This window comes from Niastella sp. OAS944, assembly GCA_024809215.1.
Lineage (GTDB): Bacteria > Bacteroidota > Bacteroidia > Chitinophagales > Chitinophagaceae > Niastella.
In genome coordinates, this window is record JANUBW010000005.1 from 353,511 (window position 1) to 374,822 (window position 21,312).

Sequence of the window (21,312 nt, forward strand, 5' to 3'; positions counted from 1 at the left end):
AAACGTGAAACGTGAAAGGGATCGCTCAATTTCGAGGCTCGTGCTCCTGTCGGCAATCGGCAATCGGCAAATATGAAAACCGCTATTCGTCAGACTGCCGCACATAGGACCTTGTTAACTTGTTAACCTGTTAACTCGTCAACTTACTCCTTTATTAACTCTGTCACCTTCATCAACTTTTCAACTCCTTGTTAACCTGTTAACTCTTAAACCTCCTGCTCTATAAACACTCTAAAAGGCGTCAACCCCGCCGATTTATCGGTTAACTTCAACACCAGGCTATCTTTCCAATACTGTAACTGATTTCTATCCTGCGCATCCATATAATCTTTGCGATTTAGCTTTATGGTTACATCAATAGTGCGGGTAAAACCCTGCGATACCTGGCGCGGGACCATTACGCCTTTCACCACTTCAATATGTTTAGCAATATTTCCCAATTGCAGGCGGCAGAACACCTTTATATCTTCCAGACTGATCAACCGGTCGCGCGAGAGCAAGGCCGATTTATAAGCAGTAATACTTTCAGAAGCGCTCAGCCTGCTTCTTCCGCCAATGGTAGTAGTGAGCAGCGTACACTGGGTTTGAAACATACCGTCGGTTTTATACGTTTGCAACGTAGTACCGGCCTTTATATCATTGCCCTGTTCGCCACTGGTGCTCCAGTAGGCTACGGTGAGGTTGCTGAAATCCTCGTCTTTTTCTTTACGAACAACTAAAAAAGGTGTATGCTCCCTGCTTAGTTCGCGGGTGATCATTTGTTGTTCAAGTTTATAAATGATCTGCTGCAGCGTTTTTAATTCGCCCGACAGAAAATCGCGGCCCAGTACGGAAAAGGCAGCGCTTTCATCACTTAACAATTGAACAATATTTTCTATGATCATGGTGGCGTCGCGTTCGTCGAACCGGCCTATACCACCCTGCCGCAGGATCATGGTTAGCTTTTCCTGGGCATTTTTTTCAATAGCCCGTATATTGTATACGTTGCCATCGGCATCTGAGATCTCATGCAGGTCAAAAAATATATCCTCAGAATGCATAGGAATAATATTCAACATATCGCGCATAGAGTGCACCGTTTCATGCATTTCGCAATTCAGCACGGGAAAACAGTTCACATGGCACACAACATCCTGTAACACGGCGCCTGATATATTTTCAGGGAATTGAATTTTTAACCAAAGCACATGCTCGGCCTGCAATGCCTGTATTTCTTTTTTATCAAACGCCTGTAACAGTTCGGCAGGCCAGCCTTCATTTTCTATAATGGGCTGGCTATCGTTTGGGCGAATGGTGATGAACCTGGGTTTATAATAGGCGTTTACAAACTCCTTTAACTTCCAGGCAGCGGTATTTTTTCTGATCAACAGTTGTTCTATTTCAAGATGCTCGCCACTGATATTATCCTGGTTATAACCTTGCAATACCTGCAATTCCCTGTCATTATGAAACCAGCGGGTTTGTGGCAGGTTCTTATAGAACAGTTCTTTGTTTACTTCATTTTTAATTTCAAAAAAGTATTGGGTATTGTGAAGTTTTATGTTCTGCCCTTTAAGGCCGATCCATAAAACCCGTTGTTCCAGTTCTTTACCGGGAAGGCAATGCGTGATCACTTCTTTCGAGATCTTTTCGCGGTAGCGAAACAGTTGGTGCCCGGTGGCCAGGTAAGTAACTGCCGAGGTATTTAATTGAAAGTTGCCGGTTGGCGCAAAGAAAATGTCTTTATAACCTGTACCGGTTGATTCATATGAAATACCGGTCCTTTGTGAACAAAAAAACTGATCGCTTTCCTGCAGCCAGGCCATATCTTCAATTGATGCGGCATGCATAACCCCATGTGCGGCCAGGGGGCCACACAATACTTCGGGCGATAACAGTTGCACCATACGTTCGAGCAGGCGGGCGCGTGAGGCGTGTACTTCGTTGGAGATCTTTTCGAGTTCCAGTGCACAGGCGGAAAACAGTACATTCACCAGCGGGTCGAAAGAAGATTCGGTTTCATCTTCAGAATATCCCCACAGGCGGGCAGCCGTTTTCATCATCCGGTTCTTTATTTGCTCCCGATTTTCCATGTAAATAATATATTTCTGATTATATGCGTATAACCATGCTACTTAATCAATGCCAGTAAGGTATGTACGCTAACTATACGATAGCGGGCTCACAAAAAAGCTGTCGCGGAAAGTAATGTCTTCGCTGGTAGCGGTGAGTCGGCCGATTATAAAAATGTCGAGACGTTTTTTAACGCGCCTTTCTGCTGAAAGGGCGTTTACTTCTTCCTGTTTAACCAATACGTCAACCTTAATACCGTCGAGCCTTTTTTCATGTTTGCGAACGGCTTTTAATAGCGATTCTTTCATCCATTCCTGCTGACGGGTGCGGGCAGTAAGATTATCAAAATCATGGTCCCAAATAGAATTGCCAAAATCAACATCACTTTGCATTTCGCCAAAGGCGGTGGTAATAATAAGGTGCAGGTGTTGAGCTACCGATTGTTTTAATGTACAACCAGGATGCTCTTTTTTTTGCATCAGCAATTCAGGTTCCAGTGGTAATGTGTAATACTTAAGCCGCATGATCTGAAAAATTAATATAACTAACGGGTAAGACGTATCAACGCAACCAGTGAAGCGTGTCAAAAGGGGAATGTCTTGATCATGCTCTCAGTGCAGCAAAACGAAAATAGTATAAAATAATAATCCGGCGAATATATTTTATTACCAATTTACGTGCCGTTTGGATGAACGGATGTTTAAATTAGAATAAATTTTTTAAATTGGTGTAGAATTTGCTCTCTCACAAATCGCAAAAATCCTAAAATCCGGATATCTCGTAAATTCCACATTACCCATTTACCATAATCAAATAACCTTTCTCTCTATGGATGCTAAATATATTGTAGTTGGTATCGATGGCACAGGCTCCCGTGAATGGATGTACCAGGATGGAAGCAATAGCAGCACTTTTAAATTTATTCGCGATGTTCATTACGGTTCAATGGAAATAGACCGCCGCTGGTTTCATGGCCCTTCCAATACCGTAACCGGCAGCGATAGTGTGCCTATTTTACAGGAAGCGCTTGATTTTATTTACCAACGCATCAATATGTTATTCCCGGCCACCCGCACCCGCTCCATAAAACCACTGGAGATGTTTGACGTGAATAGCTGTATGCAAAGCCAGGAGAACCAAAAGATGCACGCAATGGAACGCCGGGGCTATTATCAACCTCAAAACTTACGGCAACCAGTAATGGTTACCCAAAATATGTTAGCCAGCCAGCCACTTACTACCGATGATGTGCGGGTGGTATTAATTGGTCACAGTCGTGGTGGTTTGGCCGTTACTGCATTGGCAAGAATGTTAAGCCCGCTGGTGCGTGTTTATTTTATGGGCTTGTACGATTCGGTAGACCGCCAGGGTTGTTTAGATGGCATGAATGTAGAAAACGTAAAGTATGTGGCGCATGCCCGCCGGCACCCCGAAGTAAGGTCACGCAGTTATTTTAGTAATACTTCACTTAAATATATTGGTGTAGATCACGCCGAAGAACGTTTCTTTTATACCTCACACGGTGGCATTGGCGGTTCTTTTATTACTGATAAAAAAGAAGTCTCCATGTTTGGCGATTCTTCCTGCCTGCCCACCATTACTACCCGCACTGAAGAAGGCGAAACACTTGAACTGATCAACAACCCGGCACTGGTTAAAAAGCTTGGAAAGAAAATGGACCAGGTTTGTACCGACGGAAGTACTGAAGCTGATCAGTTTATAAGAACGCAGGCCAAAAAATATGGCATTCCCATAAGCTAAATAAGTGCACAAATAGCCCAAACAAGCGTACGGATATGGCAAATAGCGTACCGGTACCTCGTGCAAAGGGGCGAACGAGGTAAACAAGGTAATTGCCAACACAAATTAGGGGGTCAACGAGGTAAACAAGTGAACTGTCAACACAAACAAGGGGGCCAACGTGACAAACAAGTGAACTGCCAACACAAACAAGGGGGCGGCGAAGGCAAACAAGGGGGCAAACGTGACAAACGAGTGAACCGGCAAGACTTATAAGCGGGCCGGCAACATAAACAAGCTAACTGACAACACAAACAAGCTTGCAAGCATCGCTAACAAGCCAACTACCGAAAAAGAAGTGCTTACAAGCGATGTAAATCATCTTACAAGCCTTGCAAAACACCTTACGGGCCATATCAATTAACCTGCAAACGATGCCAATCATCTTACAAATGCGGGCAATTATCTTACAAGCCATGCAAATCATCTTACAGATGGCGCCAGTTTCCCTACAAATAATGTAAATCACCTTACAAGTCACGCCAATCACCCTACAAGCCATATTGCCCACCCTAACCGGCCTACCCGCTTTGTTAAAACCGGCACGCATGCTCCTTTATTAAGCCATTATATTTGCAGCAAACCTATTAATATGCTCCCCATACAGGACCTACTGCTTTTCGCCCTGGCGGCATTCGGATTGGTGATCAGTCCGGGCCCTAATATGATCTATTTGATCTCCCGGTCCATTACCCAGGGACGCAAAGCCGGACTTATTTCTTTAGCCGGGGTTATTTGTGGTTTCCTGTTTCATATAGTGATGGTATCGTTTAGTTTAACAGCTGTGCTGTTTGCTATACCTTATGCCTATACTATCTTAAAAACGGCCGGGGTTATTTATCTTTTATATCTTGCCTGGCAGGCTATAAAACCGGGCAGCAAAAATGTATTTGAACCACCGCGCGCGCGCGGTGCCGATCTAAAGGCCGATACCAATGGCAAATTGTTTCGTATGGGCTTTTTTACCAATGTGCTCAACCCCAAAGTGGCGGTATTTTATCTCTCTTTCTTTCCGCAATTTATAAAACCGGCGTACGGTTCAGTATTCACGCAAAGTTTAACACTGGGCGTTGTGCAGATCATGGTAAGTTTTACGATCAATTTTATAATAATAATGCTGGCAGCCCGCGCCGCCCGCTGGTTCGCTGCCAATCCTAAATGGGTGCGTGTTCAAAAATGGTTTATGGCAAGTGTACTAACGGGGTTAGCGGCAAAAATGGCATTAGATAAAGCTAAATAGTTCATAGTTCACGGTTATTTAATATTCGAAACGCTGTGAAGTGTTAAAGTCAATGTAAAGTGACTTGAATGACTTTCGGTTCATGCAGGAACAATGTATTTTAACCCACCAACTAGCCTGCATGAACCGAATTCTACTATCTATCACCCTTATACTACTTTCATTTTCTTTAGCCCGGGGGCAATCCTATAAAATTTATGGAAAAATAACCAATCCACGGTTAGAGCCATTGGCCTTTGCCACCGTGCAGGTAAAGGAATGGAAACACGGCGTTGTGTCAAAAGAAGATGGCACTTACGAATTACGGGTTGAGGCAGGTAAGTTCGACCTGGTGATAAGTATGGTAGGTTACAAAACGCAACTGATCACCATTGCTGTTCAAAAGGCCGACTATTTACAAAATATTATAATGGAACCCGATGGCTCCCGGGGGCTTTCGGAAGTGGTTGTAAAAGGTAAAGTACGCGACCGTTCTGAAGAGATCATTCGCCAGGTGATCCACAAAAAAGATTCTATTCAAAATGCGGCCGGCCCCTACTCCTGCACCGTGTATATAAAAGCCGTACAGGAAGATTCGCTAAAAGTAAAGGCAAAGAAAAAGAACAAACCACAGGCCGATACAGCAGTGAACAGGTTTACAGTGAACAGCGAGCTCGACCGTATGGCCATGGCTGAAATTGTTTTGCAACTCGATAAAGCGCCGCAGGGTATTAAAGAAGAACGGCTAGGTGTAACAAAGCGCGGTAACACAAATGGACTTTTCTATTTAACAACTACCGAGGGCGATTTCAATTTTTATAATAACCTGGTTAAAACGCCAGCCATTAGCGAAACACCTTTTCTTTCGCCCATCAGTTACAGCGGATTAATTGCCTACCGTTTTAGAATTATAAGAACGGAAAAACAAAATGGCCGTAAGGTATATGTCATCAGCGTTAAACCACGCCAGGTGAGCAACGCAACCATGGAAGGCGAAATAACCATTGCCGATAGTTTGTGGGTGTTATTACATGCCCGGCTAAAAATGCCTTCTTATCACTTACCCGAATACGATTTTTTTGAAGTAGAACAGCACTTCGATCTTATTTCCGATACCGCCTGGATGATCACCCGGCAACAGTTCACTTATTATAGCAAAAGCAATAAGGCAACAAAATCAGGTATAACCACTGCCACCTATAAGAACTTCGAACTGCACAAGCAATTCCCTAAAAAATACTTTGGGGTTGAAATAAGCTCTACCACACAGGAAGCATATGATAAAGACAGTACTTTCTGGCAAAGCAACCGTACCGAACCATTAACCGAAAAAGAAGTTCGCTTTATACATTATAAAGACAGTATTTACCGCGCTACACATACCAGGGCGTATCTCGATTCGCTCGATGCCGTAACAAACAAGCTTACCTGGAAGAAATGGTTATGGAGCGGTCAGCAATTCAATGACCATGAAAAAGAACGCCACTGGTCGCTACCCCCGTTGCCAGGTTTAATTCAGCCCTTTCAATTTGGCGGAACCCGAATAATGGCTTCGTTATTTTATTCCAAACGATTTACCAGCAGAAGAGGTGTTTGGTTGTATCCTAACCTTAGTTATGGCATTCGCAACAAGGATATTAATGGTAGTTTATCTGTAAGATATTTGTATAACCCCTTCAACCGGGGTTTTCTTAAGGTGTCTGCAGGCCGTCAGTTTGCAGCCATTTATGCTGGTGATGCATGGATAAACCAAATAAAACGAAGCAATGTTTATCTCGATAATTCACTGGGACTAGGGCATGAACTGGAGCTGGTTAACGGTTTATTTCTATATACGGATTTTGATATTGCATTCCGGCGTTCGGTAGCGGGGTATAAAACCAACAGGCATGTAGATAGTTTGTTTGGCGATGTGCTTGAGAACAATCACGCGGTTGACTTTGATGCCTACAATGCCAGTTATGGAAAGGTGCGGCTATCGTATACACCGCGACAGAAATATATTCGCGAGCCAAAGGAAAAGATCATTTTAGGTTCTGTATGGCCAACCTTTTATGTTAGCTGGCGCAAAGGCCTGCCCAATTTGTTTGCCAGTAAAGTAAATTTCGATTACCTGGAGTTTGGGTTAGAACAGGAATTAAAACTGGGCCTGGTGGGTATTTCCACCTACAGTATACGAACGGGCAGCTTTTTTAATACAAAAGACCTGAGGCTGGTTGACTATAAATGGCAACGCCAGGGCGATCCTATTTTGTTTATGAATCCGCACGAAGCATTCCAGGCGCTTGATAGTACGTTTGCGGTATTTAAAAGGTTTTACCAGGGGCATTATATGCATGAATTCAATGGGGCCCTTATTAATAAAATTCCCCTTCTCAAAAAACTTCAGTTGCGCGAGGTGGCTGGTGGCGGTTTTCTATATGCGCCTGAACGCTCACTACGTTATGCCGAAGCCTGGGCGGGCATTGAGCGGGTGTTTAAATGGCCATTCAATACTTTAAGTAAATTCAAGCTGGGTGTATATGTAGTGGGCTCCGCTGCCAATAAATTCAATAACCCGGTTCAGTTTAAAATTGGTATTACCAGTTGGGATATGAGGACGAATAAGTGGAGGTGATTCTTTTTAGAATATTTATTGCTGGTGGTAAATTTGTTGGTAATAGTCAAGCGAAGTAAGAAGTAGGATGTAAGAAGTATGAAGAGTCTTAACTTCTGAAGTCGCGTTTTTATTCCGACTGCTTAAAATTCGGGCTTTTCTTACTTCCTACCTCCTACCTCTTACCTCTTACTTCTTACCTCCTACTTCTTACATTTGCGTAAATATTGAAAACTCATGCCCACCAAAGAAATAAATCCAGTTCCCAAGTTAAACAACGATACGGGGTTCAGTACTACAGGTATTATCAATGGCAGCCGCTTTATCAATCGCGACGGCACCTTCAACCTTCATAAAAAAGGCTGGCCGTTTTGGGACCGGTTTAGTATATTTTACACTATGCTGTCGTTGCCTTTATGGCAGTTCATTGTAACCATTATTGTTTTCTTTTTTAGCATAAACCTGGTGTATACAGGAATTTACTGGTTTATTGGCCCCGATCAGTTCACGGGCTTTATTACCAATACACCTGTAGGCATATTCAAAGAACTATATTTTTTCAGTACCGAAACCTTTACCACCGTTGGTTATGGCCGGGTAAATCCCATTGGCGATGCCGCCAACCTGGTAGCGGCCGTAGAAGCCATGAGCGGCTTTCTTTCCTTTGCCCTGGCAACCGGTCTTATTTACGGACGTTTTGCCCGCCCGCGCGCTCACCTGGCCTTTAGCGATCATGCAGTAATAGCACCGTATCGCGATAAAATGGCGCTGATGTTCAGATTCGTTTGTTACAAGCAAAACCATGCATTGACCGATGTTATTGTTCAGGTAACACTGGCCATGTTGCTTAATGAGAATGGAAAGCCGCAGTATAAATATTACAACCTTACACTTGAACGCAGCAAGATCGACAGCATGCCCATGAACTGGACGGTAGTACACGCCATTGATGAAGAAAGTCCGCTGGCAGGCTTTTCAAAAGAAGACCTGCAAAGCACCGATATGGAAATATACGTACTGGTGCGTGGTTTTAATGAGGTGTATGGCAATATGGTTCAGCAAAGAACATCATATACTTACCATGAAATAGAATATAACCGCAAATTCATACCCATGTACCACGAAACCGCCAATGGCACCGTACTGGAATTGCATAAGTTAAGTAAACATGAAGAAGTTCACAGTTCATAGTTTTTAGTTCTCAGTTCTGCGGATTCGGGAGCAGTTACAGATCGCTGATTTACACTAAAAAACTGGCTTAAGAGCATAGGGTTAATTACAAATATTCCGTTATATGTTTTGTTGGCAAATTCTTTGCTTACAAGCATTAACCTAACCGTACAAATAATGATAAACCAGGAAGCGCTAAAGCTGGCTAAAAAGTTATGGAACTATCATCAGCTGCATCATACCCTCGAAAAATCGGATTGTATACTTGTATTAGGCAGTATGGATACCCGCACCGCCGAAAGGGGCGCCGATGTGTATATGCAGGGCTATGCTCCCTTCATCATTTTTTCAGGGGGATTAGGCAAACTTACCAGGGATATGTGGAAGGGCACCGAAGCCGAACTGTTTGCCACTATTGCCCTCGATAAGGGCGTACCACGCGAAGCCATCTTTATTGAAAATAAAAGCACCAATACCGGCGAAAACATTCTGTTCACGCAACAATTACTGCAGGAGAAAAAACTGAATGTAGAGAGTTTTATTGTTGTTCAAAAGCCATATATGGAACGCCGCAGCTATGCAACTTTTAAAAAGCACTGGCCCCATAAAAAGCTTATTGTCACTTCTCCCCTGCTCACTTTTGAAGAATATCCCAATGAGCTTATTTCAATGGAGAAACTCATTAACATGATGGTCGGCGATCTGCAAAGGATAAAGCTTTATCCCGAAAAAGGCTTCCAGGTGTACCAGGAGATCCCGGATGATGTGTGGGCGGCGTATGAAGAGCTGGTTGCAATGGGGTTTGATCGGCAGTTGGTGAAATGGGAGTCTTAGTTAGTTGATAAGATGATAGAGTTGATACAGTTGATAAAGGGAATACAGTTGTTCAGTTATTAAGTTCGTTAGTTGAAAATAAGGGCGAAGCGTAGCGTAGCCAAAACCATTGGCAAAAGCCAGTCATCTATGTTGTTGGCGAGCGAAGCGAAGCCTACTAAAACTTACAACTGAACAACTACGAACTGTGAACTATGAACTAAAAACTGAGAACTAAGAACTTAAAATTATTCAAACACAACAGTTTTATTCTTGTACACGAAAACCCGATCTTCAAGTACTAAATGGAGCGCTTTAGCCAGCACCGCCGTTTCAATCTCCTTCCCTGCCTTCATCATATCGGCCGAAGTATGCGAATGGGTTACCGGTATTATCTGTTGCGCAATAATAGGCCCTTCATCGAGCTCATTGGTTACAAAATGGGCTGTGGCGCCTATTAGTTTTACCCCACGCTCAAATGCCTGCTTATACGGACTGGCGCCTACAAAAGCCGGCAGGAACGAGTGGTGAATATTGATGATATGGCCGCTATATTTTGCAACAAAGCCAGGCGAAAGTATACGCATGAATTTGGCCAGCACAATATAATCCGGTGCATATTTATCAATGAGACTGGCTATTTGGTCTTCAAATGCCTGTTTATCCTTTCCTTCGTGCGATACCTGGTAAAAAGGAATATCGAACCGCTGGCTGATGTTCTGTAAGGTATCATAATTTCCAATGACACATTGAACCTGGGCGCCCAGTGTTTTAAAATGATTGCGAATAAGGATATCGGCCAGGCAATGATATTCTTTGGTTACCAGTACCACCACTTTTTTCTCAGGCTGAGGGTTTACCTTAATAAATGCATCGGGCGGAAGGATCTGTTTCAGCTTTTGCTCCAGTGCCTCCGCATTAACTTCCTGCTCAATATGCACCCTTATAAAAAAGCGGTTCTCAATTTTATCAACGTGTTCGCGCAATGAAACAATATTCAATTGCTCTTTTGCCAACACACCGGTAATACCGGCAACTAGTCCAACCTGGTCTTTACATTGAATAACAACGATCATACAAAAACTATATAAGGGGCAAGATACTTCATTTCTGCATTTGTTCTCCCTTCAGGGGTTAAGGTAATAAAAGAGAAACCCACCGCTGCTGCGATGGGTTAATCCCTATTTTCTCATGTGACCACGTGTTAAAAGCTAGCCGAAAGACTTATGTAGTAATATCCGCCATTCATTCCAAACTGGGTGGCATTACGGCTGTACACGAACCTGCCGTCGGAGGTATTGGCATAATAGGTATTTGATTTATCGCCATTACCCTCCCTAAACCATTTCAGCTTATCGGGATACACATCAAACAGGTTATTTGCGCCAATGGTTACCCGAACCTGTGGTATTAGCTGGTAACTGATGCTGGCATCGGTCACCACCTTGGCTTCATAGGTTTCATCGAGCTGCGGGTTCGTATTCCATGACGAAACTTTGCCAAAGCGGGTTGCACGGGCCATGATGCCAAACTTTTTAATTTGGTAATTAGCAGAAAGGGCAACCTTGTTTTTGGGGTTAGCCAATTCTACCCGCGATTGTTCGGCCCGGTCGAAAAAGAAATAATTACCATTGGCATCCGGAACAGCGGGGATATTATTGGTACCCTTTATCTTTTTGATCTTTGTTTCATTTACGTTGGCTGCCAGGGTAAGATCGAGATTACCCTTGCCAACCTGTGGACTAAACGACAATATCACATCGATACCCTGTGTTTTGGTATCAACAAAGTTGGAAAATGCCTGAACTACCTGCACGTCGTTCGAAATATTCGCCGCGTCGAGCACCGAATCAACTATTGAGCCTGCCGTTCTTCTAAACGGACCGGCGTACAGAATGCGGTCTTTAATGTCTATGCGATAAGCGTCTATTGTCAACGACACATTTCTGCCGGGTTTGGCGGTAATACCAAGGCTGTAGTTCACCGAAGTTTCTTCTTTCAGGTCGGGAATACCCAGTGCTTTTGCAATTTTATCGCTATTGCGAACCGTTAAGGTATTACTGGCCGTTAATGAACCGCCAACCAGCTGAAACTGCGTACTTACATTATTGAAATAATACTGGTGAATGGATGGCGCCCTGAAACCATTGCTTATGGCGCCACGAATAGATAATGCATCGATGATTTTGTAACGCAAGGCAAGCTTACCGGCCAGTGCATTTCCAAAATCGCTGTAATGTTCAAAACGGCCAGCCACATTAACCAGGAATTTTTCGGTAATATCCGATTCTATATCTACATAGGTGCTCATCACATTTCTATTTTCATCTACTTCATTGTCTGGTTGAAAACCAGGGAACACCTGTGCGCCACCCGCCTTGGTTGCGTCGTAATTTCTCCACGATTCTTCCTGTCCGGCCGTGATCTTATACATATCTAATCGAAACTCAGCACCAAGGGCTACGTTAAACGACGATAGTTTCAGTTGCGACCCAAAGTCTTTTGAGAAGTCGACATTGGTAGTGCTTTGTTGAAAACGAAGTTTACCACATTCAAATTCGGTAGGTGAATTTATTCCCATACTGGCGTTGTTTGAATTGGTAACCTCAAAGCTAAACTGGTTGCCGCCGAATACGCTGCTTACATCCCAATTCCAGGCATTGGCGGTTTTGCCTTTTATACCTGCCAGTAACGACCGGTCGGTGATATCGGAACCAATATAGGGTAGAAAACCGCGTGGGTATAAATCCAACACAACCTGCGATGGCGCCTGTTTGGGATAACGATAAAAACCAGCCGCTTTTCCTTTGCGGTAACTGTACATGCCGGTTGCATAGAATTTAGTATTGGTTGAAACCGGCAGCTCAAGATTGGCTTCACCATAGGCGTTCAATTGTTTTGAATTGCCGATATACATATTGTTCTTTCTGTCCCAGCCGCCGTTTTGAGCTATCAGTTGCTCATCCTGGGTTGCATTGGCTGTGTACACGGTGCCCAGGTAGTCACCAGCCCGGTTGGTAGGCTGGCGATGCCTTATTTCACCGGTAATATTCAGTACACCTTTACCTACTTTAAACCCCTGGTTAATTCCTAACTGCACACTGGCGCCATCGCCTTCATATTGTGCACCGGTATGGGCAAACACCTGTGTGCCGGTCTTCTTTTTCAAAACAACATTTATAACACCGGCAATAGCGTCTGAACCATATTGTGAGGCCGCGCCGTCGCGCAATACTTCAATACGCTCAATGCTGCTACCGGGAATGGAATTAAGATCGGTGCCTACAGAACCTTTTCCTACTGTTCCGTTGATATTCACCAACGCAGTATTATATCGGCGCTTTCCATTTACCAGTACCAATACCTGATCTGGCCCCAGCCCGCGTAACGAGGCGGGGTCAATATGATCGGTGCCATCGGCAACCGTTTGCCGGTTCGAAACAAAGGAAGGCGCCGTGAACTGTATTTGTTGTGTAGGTTCAATTTGTCCGGTTGCCAGCAGGTCTTTTGATGAGATCACATCAACCGGCACCGGCGATTCAACATTGGTCCTTGGCCTTAATGAACGGGAGCCTACCACTACGGTGGTGAGCTCGGCAACTGCTTCATCGAGCGAAATGCTTAGTTCGTGCTGGCTGCCCACCGTCACTTCCTTTGTTTTAAAACCAATGATCGATAAAACAAGCACATCGCCTTCATTGGCATCGATGGTAAAAGCGCCATTGGTATTGGTAGAAGTGCCGCCGGCTTTATTTTTCACTACTACACTTACGCCGCTCAGCGGCTCGCCTTTGGCATTGGTAATTTTACCGGTTATAGGCACAAATGCCAATTCAGGTGAAGCATCTGTTTCCTCTCCCGCCTTATCGGTCAGCTGCCGTTTTAAGATCACCTTATCGCCGGCTACCTCATATTCAATATTCATTTGTTTGGAAAGATCATCGAGCACAACCGATAATTTTTCTTTTGACTTGCTGATGGTGACCAGCCGGTTGCTTTGTATCAGTTTTGGACTGAATACAAACATTACTTTTGTTTGCTCTTCAATTTTCGTCAATACATACGCCAGCTTTTTTTCTTTGATATCCAGTGTTACTTCACGATCGAGCACACCCTGGGTGTGGCCGGGTGCTGCATATCCAATAACGCAAAAAAGCATGGCGGTAATGAATGTGAGCAATGGTATGTTTCTCATAATTCATGTATTTTGGTTAGTAGTTTTATTTTTCACAATCATGGCCTGTGATGATAACCTGCCCATCGGCCTGCTCATAGCTGGCCTCTATGGCTTTACATACAAGACCGATACGCTCATAAAAAGTTTCGTTGGTAAATGCACCGGTGAATGAACAATGGCTTAACAGCTCTTCATCATATACGATGGTAATGCCATACGACCGTTGAATGCTCATAAAAACATCCGATGCCGGTGCATCGGTAAATACAAGCCGATCTTTGTTTTTGTTAACAGGGGTATAAACAACCTGAGGCTGTGTGGATATTGATTTTATGATACTGGCCTGCTGCCGGTTAAACAGTACCTGCTGATTGGGGGTAATTATAGTAGCATTGGACCTGGCCAATTGTTGCTCACTTTCGTCTTTCTTGCGTTGGTATACAGTTACTTTACCGGTATGCACCAGCACTTTTATGTTATTGTCGTTTGGAAAAGCCTGTACGTCAAAGCTGGTGCCCAGCACTTTTGTAACCAGTTCGTTGGTATATACGAAGAAGGGGCGATTAGCATCTTTGGCCACCTGAAAAAAAGCCTCTCCTTCAAGATATACTTCCCGGCTTATTGAATCGAAATTTGAAAACGCGATCTTCGAAAATGGCTGTAGTATAACATAACTGCCATCATTCAGTGCAATACGTTGCGGCGCCAGGGTATTGTTTATACTTTCCAATAAATGTTTCTGCTGCCTGCTTTGTTCGTATGAAAATGCTTTGGGCTTATTACTAAACACTGCCCAGCTTGTTATTGCCAGTGCAATAACTACAGCTGCCGCGGAAATATAATACAGCCGTTTGCGCTGTTTGTTATGATCAATGGATACAAGAGGCGCATTACCAGGAATAATACCTTCTTTTTCTATATAGGTCCACATTTCCTGCTCAATTTCATCCAGTTCATCCTGCTTCAGGGCCGGCAAATCGTTGTTATACAATAGTTCATACCAATGATCTATCAGCACTTTCTCATCAGTTGTAGCTGTGCCACCTGCATATCGTAATAACAATTCCCTAAAAGCAATCCGGTCCATAAATGTAGTAGACAGGCAAGTGCAGCGAACCCCTAAACGAGTAGAAAAAAAATATTGAGATATAAAAAATCAGAATGCGATATCGAGGTAATCTTTCAGGTACAACCGTAAGGTTTTGAGCGATTGGGTAATATGGTATTCAACGGCTTTTTCTGAAATATTCATGTTGGCCGCTATTTCCCTTATTGACAGATGATCGAAACGGCTAAGCCGGAACACGTGCCTGGTTTTCTCTGGCAGCATGGCAATGGCTTTTTCTATTGCCTGTGATAATTCATGAAAGTTGATAGTAGATTCGGTACCATTATAAGCGGTGGAGTTTGCGTTCATTACATGTTGCAGGTACTTCTTATGAACCAGCGTAGATTCAACATAATTAATAATGCTGTTTTTAATAGCGGTTTGCAGGTAGCTGTGCACGTGATGGATTTGAAGGGTATGCCGTTTTTCCCAAATGCGCAGAAATATGTTTTGGACCAGTTCTTTGGCCACTTCCTTATTTGCAAGACGGTGATAAGCAGATTCGAAGATTGCTTTCCAGTAGCGGGAATAGATCTCTTTAAAAGCCTGGTCGTTATCGGCTTTTAGCAGTTGTAGCAGAATCTCATCAGTTAGTACCCGCAGGTCCATAACTGAAATTAACAAATAATGGGAATGAAACAATGATCTTTTTCGCATTTACAATTCCCATATCTAATTTGCTGATTTCGGGATTTCTGGATTTAGAGATTTTGAGATTTGTTATTATGCTGCCTTTAAAGAAATCTCAAAATCCCGCAATCTCAAAATCAAGAAATTAATTGCTTACCTATAGTGCCCTTACTAGAGAGAAAAGGCAGTACGGGCAAGCCACTGTTAAAAACCTTCTATAATAGATCAAGAAAGGCCAATTAGTAAAAAACAAACCCAATATTAAAAATGAATCCGGGAGCCGGCAATGCCTGGGTTATAATTTCCTGGTCATTGGGTGAAAACCGGGAGCGACTCGTTCTTCAGCCCTGCACTATAAGGGTGGGTGTAGTTACTGACCCTCCTGCAAAATATCGTTCCACCTACCATAATAATGCCACCGGCCGCCCAGATCATCATTCTATAGCCAATTGTAAAGAGCTTTACAGGTTGCTGAATGGCCGCTTTTGCAATCATTCATGCCTGTTATATAATTAAAGAGTACGAATCAAATACATTTCAACTCAGCAGTGTAGCGCGGTACTTATGGCCTGTTTAGCTATGTAGATGAATGGTGCTTTGAGGGCTGATGCAATTAGAGCACCCAATAATTTTGTACCGCAGCTATCACTGTCTGACTATGTATGTATCGAGAACCGTCCTTTCAAATATCTATTGCAATATACAACACTTCATTTCTTTTATTTGCACAAATTGAAAATATAATTTCACATAAACACATATTCAATACTGTTAGTGTTATACAAAGAACGCAGGGGCTCGCGCAAAGTGACGGCACTTTGTGGAACAAGGTTTTTTATGTTCAGTTTCCTTTAACCGTGCAGCCCATTCCGCCATTCGGTGGGCGATTTGCTGTATACTTTTTTAAACATTGTACTAAAACTTCCCATGCTCTTATACCCTACCAGCGATGATATTTCCTTTACACTTTTTTCAGTTTGTTCAAGTAACTCTTTCGCTTTTTCCATTCGCAACAGAATGCGATAATCGTCGATGCTTATGCCAAACAACTGCTTGAATCCAAATTGCAGTTTCGTTCTATTGAGTTGTGTTTGTTGACTGAGATCATTGATGGTTATATGATAGCGCCTGTTCTTCGTTAACAAATCCCTCGCAAGCCTGATCCTTTCAATGTCCTCTTTTTTCAATTTCATAAGAAAAGGTTTATAGCAAATAACAATAGTAGTTTACCATTAACTCGGTATTGCCACTTGCCGGGCAAAATGCATGCGCACACCAGCAGGTGACTATCACCGTGCTGAAATAAACATAGGTTACTATTAAACCAGTGAACAATAGTACACGCAATGACGCCTGCATGCTGAAAGCAGGGACCATGTTGTAATGAGGAGTTGTTGCTATCCGTTTTATTGCTGCCGTTTCATGGGGTGCCCGGGATCAAATCATCGTGACGATAAAAACCATTCCGGCACATATTCCGTACAACGTACGATCACCTTAAACCGGTTTACTAAAACCGCCGGCTTCACATCTGTAAACAGATGCTGTTGATCGATCAATTTTGATGAAACCTGCCAGTTGTACGGATTGACTATAAATGCAAAAAATGAGAAGGCACACCAAAGATGCCCGCAGGCATATGAGATAATAAATAGAGATAAAAAGAGAAGAAGTGGCGTAATGTGTTGAATCCGGTCCATTAGATAAGGTTTGTGCATCGGCTACATTGCTCGTCTCACCATTCTTACTCACTTCGCTGATTAGTGTTGCCAAAACAAAGATAAGGAGGTCTTTTTGAAACTGTATTTTCAAAATAAAATATTTAGACACCTTTAGTGACCGTATATACAGGTTAACCATTAATGATAGTTTGTCATAACGGTGCCGTTATATTACTAGTAATTATTCCTTAACCAGATATCATTTACTGGTTTCTGTTATATATCCTGAAAATAAATAGTGAAATTTTGTAAAGGTATGGAAGCGACAATTGCGACAGCGTAAAACGTGAAACGGCAAACGTGAAAGGGGGTCCGAATGTCGAGGCTATTGATCATTTGCGGCCGTTCGCTTAGGCCGGATGCTGCAAAGCTGTTTAATAATCTCAAAGTTCGCGAGTCATTTTCACGTTTCATCTGCCAGCTGGCGGACCGTTTTACGACTTCGCGAGACCATTCACCACTCACCATTCACGGCGCGACGGATCTGTGGGGAGGCAAAAAAAAGTCGCTCCAGGTGGAGCGACTTGCTGTGATTATTTTAAAACTAATTAATTCGCGATCGGACGGAAATAAAAGCCTTCTTCACTTAAAATGTGAGAATTGGGCACAAAGCTCATTAAAGATTGGCGTACCATATCTTCTGCCGCCATTTGATAACGGGTTCCTACTTCTGGATTCTTAACGGCGAATTTCCAGCTTTGGATCTTAAGAAGAGCTATCTTACTGGCATGCGCGATATGATATTCCAAAATCATGAATTTCTCGGCCAGGTAATCCGTTTCGTTTTGGATGTACGGGGTCATAGGGATATCTGATTATAGGTTTTTACAGAATAAAAGGACATTAATACAACGTTTTTAGATAGGTAAAATTGCGTGAATAAAACATAATTTATGCAATTTAGACCGCCAATTTTTTTTCAAATAAGGGTTTATCTATATGTTTTTATACCGATAGTTCAGGTAAAATTGTCGTTCTTTGAAGAATATCAATTAAAATAGCTAAAATGGTATATAAAATTCAAAAATGTATGCCAGTAAGTGTATAGGCCACAAATAAAGAAATTACCCATTTGCCTTAACAGGCTCCAAATCTACTAATTACAAATCCTTATACCTCTCACTAACCCTGGCAGCTTTCATCAACACCACCAAACATATGCGTTTTTCTGCTGTATGCCCTCAGTATTTATTGAAAGTTGTCATTTGAGTTTTGTATTTATTCTTTGGCCTTTTGCTTTGGAACTTGAGATTTGGAATTTGGAACTTTTTCCTTGGAACTTGAGATTTGGAATTTGGAATTTTTCAATCAATGCTTTCTTATCAATGTATAATGCTATTTGTACCACACATAAAAAAGATATTACAAAAAATTGCCCGGGAGTGCTAAAACCTTAGATTTATGCGCTAAACCAATCGTCAATTCTTAAACTTTCTTACTCTTATGGGGGATCTTCAGGTAAAAAAAAATCCAAAGCAGTATGATGCCATCATCATTGGCTCTGGCGCCGGAGGCGGCATGGCAGCTTATGTACTGGCAAATGCTGGTTTGAAAGTATGTTTGATTGAGGCAGGACCTATGTATGACCCAAGGACCAATGTAACCCAGTTAAAAAATCCGTGGGAATCACCCCGACGTGGCGCCAGCACCAAGTTCAGGCCATTTGGTGATTTTGATGCCTGCTACTGGGGCTGGGAAATTGATGGCGAGCCGTACACACACGCCGAAAATACCAAATGGGAATGGTGGCGCGCCCGCATGATCGGCGGTCGAACCAATCACTGGGGCCGTATTTCATTACGCTTCGGCCCTAAAGACTTTAAACGCCGCAGTATCGACGGCCTGGGTGATGACTGGCCAATTGGCTATGAAGACATAAAACCTTATTACGATAGAGTTGATAAACTCATTGGCGTGTTTGGTTCAAATGAAGGTTTGGAGAATGATCCCGATGGCATTTTCCTTCCTCCGCCCAAACCCCGCCTCCATGAGCTTATGATCAAAAAGGCAGCAACCGGCATTGGTATTCCCGTGATCCCTTCCCGCCTGTCGATCCTTACTAAAAAGATCAACGACTCACGCGGCGAATGTATCTTCTGCGGACAATGTAACCGCGCCTGCTCTTATGCTTATGCCGACTTCTCTTCCTCATCGGTATTGGTAAAGCCTGCCATTGAAACCGGTAATGTTGATGTTATCACCAACGCCATGGCGCGTGAGGTACTTACTAATAAAGAAGGATTGGCAACCGGCGTATCGTATGTTAACAAGAGCGATATGCAGGAGTACCAGGTGGTGGGCCGCACAGTGATACTGGCTGCCAGCGCCTGTGAATCGGCCCGCCTGTTACTGAACTCAAAATCGGCCCGCTATCCAAACGGTCTGGCCAACAACAGCGGCGTAGTAGGTAAATACCTGCACGATTCAACCGGTGCCGATATGGGTGGTGTTATTCCCGAACTGTTCGATCGCAAACGCTATAATGAAGATGGTGTTGGCGGCGCACACATTTATACACCATGGTGGGGCGATAATAAAAAGCTCGATTTTCCACGTGGTTATCATATTGAATACTGGGGCGGTTTTGGCCAGCCTGCTTATGGTTTTGGCGGCGGGGTACAACATATGAATGGCCGCTTTGCCGTAAAAGGACATGAAAAACAACCCGGTGGTTATGGCAAATCTTTGAAAGAAGATTACCGCTACTTCTATGGAGCCCGTGTTGGTATGGCCGGTCGCGGTGAAGCCATTGCCGTTGAAAGCAACTATTGCGAAATAGATCCTAAAGTGGTTGATAAATACGGTATCCCTGTTCTGCGTTTCAATGTAAAGCCAACTGAGCATGAAATAAACCAGGCTAAACACATGAAGGAAACCTTCAGGGAGATCATGCATGAAATGGGCGCCATTATCACTTATGGCGATAACGATGATGCAAGCAATAATTATGGTTTGCATGCTCCGGGTAATATCATTCACGAGGCCGGCACCGTTCGAATGGGTAACGATCCCAAACGTTCGGCACTGAACAAATTCAACCAGGCCCACGAGTGCAAAAACCTGTTTTGTGTAGATGGCGGAGCGTTTGTATCGCAGGCCGATAAAAACATCACCTGGACCATCCTCGCACTTTCTATGCGTGCTTCAGAATATATTATAGACGAGATGAAGAAGAGGAATATTAGTTAACTGGTTAACAAGGGAACTCAATTAGTAAAAGGTTCAATATTTAAATTCGAACTAAGAACTTAGAACTAAAAACTAAGAACTAATTATGGATAGAAGAAAATCATTAAAAACAATAGCTGTAGGTGCCCTGTCGGCTGGTATGCTGCTTGATGCCTGCAAAACTGATGATAAGAAAAAAGGCACCGACAAAGCCACCGAGCCCGCCGCCGCACTAACATTAGACCGCGCTGAAGAAGAAAAGATCCGCGAGAAAGAATTAATGTCAACCAAATTCTTTACCGAACATGAAATGGCCACTATTACCATACTGGCCGATATCATTATTCCGCGCGATGAAGTAAGCGGCAGCGCATCTGACGCCAAAGTGCCCGACTTCATTGAGTTTATAGTAAAGGACAAACCCGAAAACCAAATACCCATGCGGGGCGGTTTACGCTGGCTCGATATGCAAAGCCTGAAACGTTTCGAAAAGTCGTTCGTTGACTTAGACGAAAAGCAACGATTGAATATTGTAGATGATATCGCTTATCCCGAAATCACGTATAAAGACGAGAAAGGTAACAAAGTAACAAAAGGTAAAAAGCCCAATCCCGAACTGGTGCAGGGTGTTGCGTTCTTTAGCCTTATGCGCGATCTTACCGCCTCTGGTTTTTATACCAGCGAAATCGGCGTTAAAGACATAGCCTATGCCGGTAACACGCCAAACAAATGGAATGGTGTGCCCGACGATGTGCTTAAGCAATATGGATTAGCTTATTCTGAACGCGAGTTAAAAGAATGCGCTAAATATTGATGTAAGAAATAAGAAAAGTCCGCAAGGCGTGCTACCACACAACT

Annotated in this window: 15 protein-coding genes; 7 read left to right on the top strand and 8 right to left on the bottom strand. The window is 43.2% G+C overall.

Annotated features, from left to right (window positions below):
• Positions 1–206 precede the first annotated feature (206 nt).
• Positions 207–2,072, bottom strand: a complete 1,866-nt coding sequence (locus tag GGD38_RS22180; protein ID WP_375301392.1) for a hypothetical protein — start codon at positions 2,070–2,072, stop codon at positions 207–209.
• Positions 2,073–2,141: 69 nt separating this feature from the next.
• On the bottom strand, positions 2,142–2,576 hold the full coding sequence (locus GGD38_RS22185) for a GPW/gp25 family protein (RefSeq protein WP_375301393.1): 435 nt from the start codon (positions 2,574–2,576) through the stop codon (positions 2,142–2,144).
• Positions 2,577–2,880: 304 nt separating this feature from the next.
• Here GGD38_RS22185 and GGD38_RS22190 point away from each other — a divergent pair, with 304 nt between their 5' ends.
• The 5 genes from GGD38_RS22190 (at position 2,881) to GGD38_RS22210 (ending at position 9,671) form a co-directional block, all read left to right on the top strand.
• Positions 2,881–3,813, top strand: coding sequence for an alpha/beta fold hydrolase (locus GGD38_RS22190; protein ID WP_375301394.1), 933 nt, complete (start codon positions 2,881–2,883; stop codon positions 3,811–3,813).
• Positions 3,814–4,444: 631 nt separating this feature from the next.
• Positions 4,445–5,092 (top strand): LysE family translocator, encoded by a 648-nt coding sequence (locus tag GGD38_RS22195; RefSeq protein WP_375301395.1) that lies wholly within the window; start codon positions 4,445–4,447, stop codon positions 5,090–5,092.
• Between the two features lie 121 nt (positions 5,093–5,213).
• Positions 5,214–7,688, top strand: coding sequence for a DUF5686 and carboxypeptidase regulatory-like domain-containing protein (locus tag GGD38_RS22200; protein ID WP_375301396.1), 2,475 nt, complete (start codon positions 5,214–5,216; stop codon positions 7,686–7,688).
• Positions 7,689–7,904: 216 nt separating this feature from the next.
• Complete coding sequence (locus tag GGD38_RS22205) at positions 7,905–8,858, top strand: ion channel (RefSeq protein WP_375301397.1); 954 nt, start codon at positions 7,905–7,907, stop codon at positions 8,856–8,858.
• Positions 8,859–9,014: 156 nt separating this feature from the next.
• Positions 9,015–9,671: a YdcF family protein gene (locus GGD38_RS22210; protein ID WP_375301398.1), complete on the top strand. Its 657-nt coding sequence runs from the start codon at positions 9,015–9,017 to the stop codon at positions 9,669–9,671.
• A gap of 227 nt (positions 9,672–9,898) precedes the next feature.
• Here the strand turns inward: GGD38_RS22210 and purU are convergent, their stop codons facing one another.
• From purU to GGD38_RS22240, 6 genes are all read right to left on the bottom strand, one after another.
• The gene (gene purU / locus GGD38_RS22215; RefSeq protein ID WP_375301399.1) at positions 9,899–10,726 is read right to left on the bottom strand and encodes a formyltetrahydrofolate deformylase; all 828 of its coding nucleotides are present in this window, start codon (positions 10,724–10,726) and stop codon (positions 9,899–9,901) included.
• A 128-nt stretch (positions 10,727–10,854) separates the two neighbouring features.
• The gene (locus tag GGD38_RS22220; protein ID WP_375301400.1) at positions 10,855–13,845 is read right to left on the bottom strand and encodes a TonB-dependent receptor domain-containing protein; all 2,991 of its coding nucleotides are present in this window, start codon (positions 13,843–13,845) and stop codon (positions 10,855–10,857) included.
• Positions 13,846–13,870: 25 nt separating this feature from the next.
• Complete coding sequence (locus GGD38_RS22225) at positions 13,871–14,914, bottom strand: FecR family protein (RefSeq protein ID WP_375301401.1); 1,044 nt, start codon at positions 14,912–14,914, stop codon at positions 13,871–13,873.
• A gap of 69 nt (positions 14,915–14,983) precedes the next feature.
• A complete protein-coding gene (locus GGD38_RS22230; protein ID WP_375301402.1) occupies positions 14,984–15,544 on the bottom strand; it encodes an RNA polymerase sigma-70 factor in 561 nt (186 codons plus the stop codon).
• Positions 15,545–16,416: 872 nt separating this feature from the next.
• Positions 16,417–16,758 carry a helix-turn-helix domain-containing protein gene (locus GGD38_RS22235; RefSeq protein ID WP_375301403.1) on the bottom strand — a complete coding sequence of 114 codons (342 nt, stop codon included), beginning with the start codon at positions 16,756–16,758 and terminating at the stop codon, positions 16,417–16,419.
• A gap of 1,076 nt (positions 16,759–17,834) precedes the next feature.
• A complete protein-coding gene (locus tag GGD38_RS22240) occupies positions 17,835–18,089 on the bottom strand; it encodes a hypothetical protein (protein WP_132562919.1) in 255 nt (84 codons plus the stop codon).
• A gap of 640 nt (positions 18,090–18,729) precedes the next feature.
• On the opposite strand from GGD38_RS22240, the gene GGD38_RS22245 reads away from it, so the two are divergent.
• The gene (locus GGD38_RS22245) at positions 18,730–20,475 is read left to right on the top strand and encodes a GMC family oxidoreductase (protein WP_375301404.1); all 1,746 of its coding nucleotides are present in this window, start codon (positions 18,730–18,732) and stop codon (positions 20,473–20,475) included.
• Positions 20,476–20,560: 85 nt separating this feature from the next.
• Positions 20,561–21,268 carry a gluconate 2-dehydrogenase subunit 3 family protein gene (locus GGD38_RS22250; protein ID WP_375301405.1) on the top strand — a complete coding sequence of 236 codons (708 nt, stop codon included), beginning with the start codon at positions 20,561–20,563 and terminating at the stop codon, positions 21,266–21,268.
• The last annotated feature ends 44 nt before the right edge of the window (positions 21,269–21,312 follow it).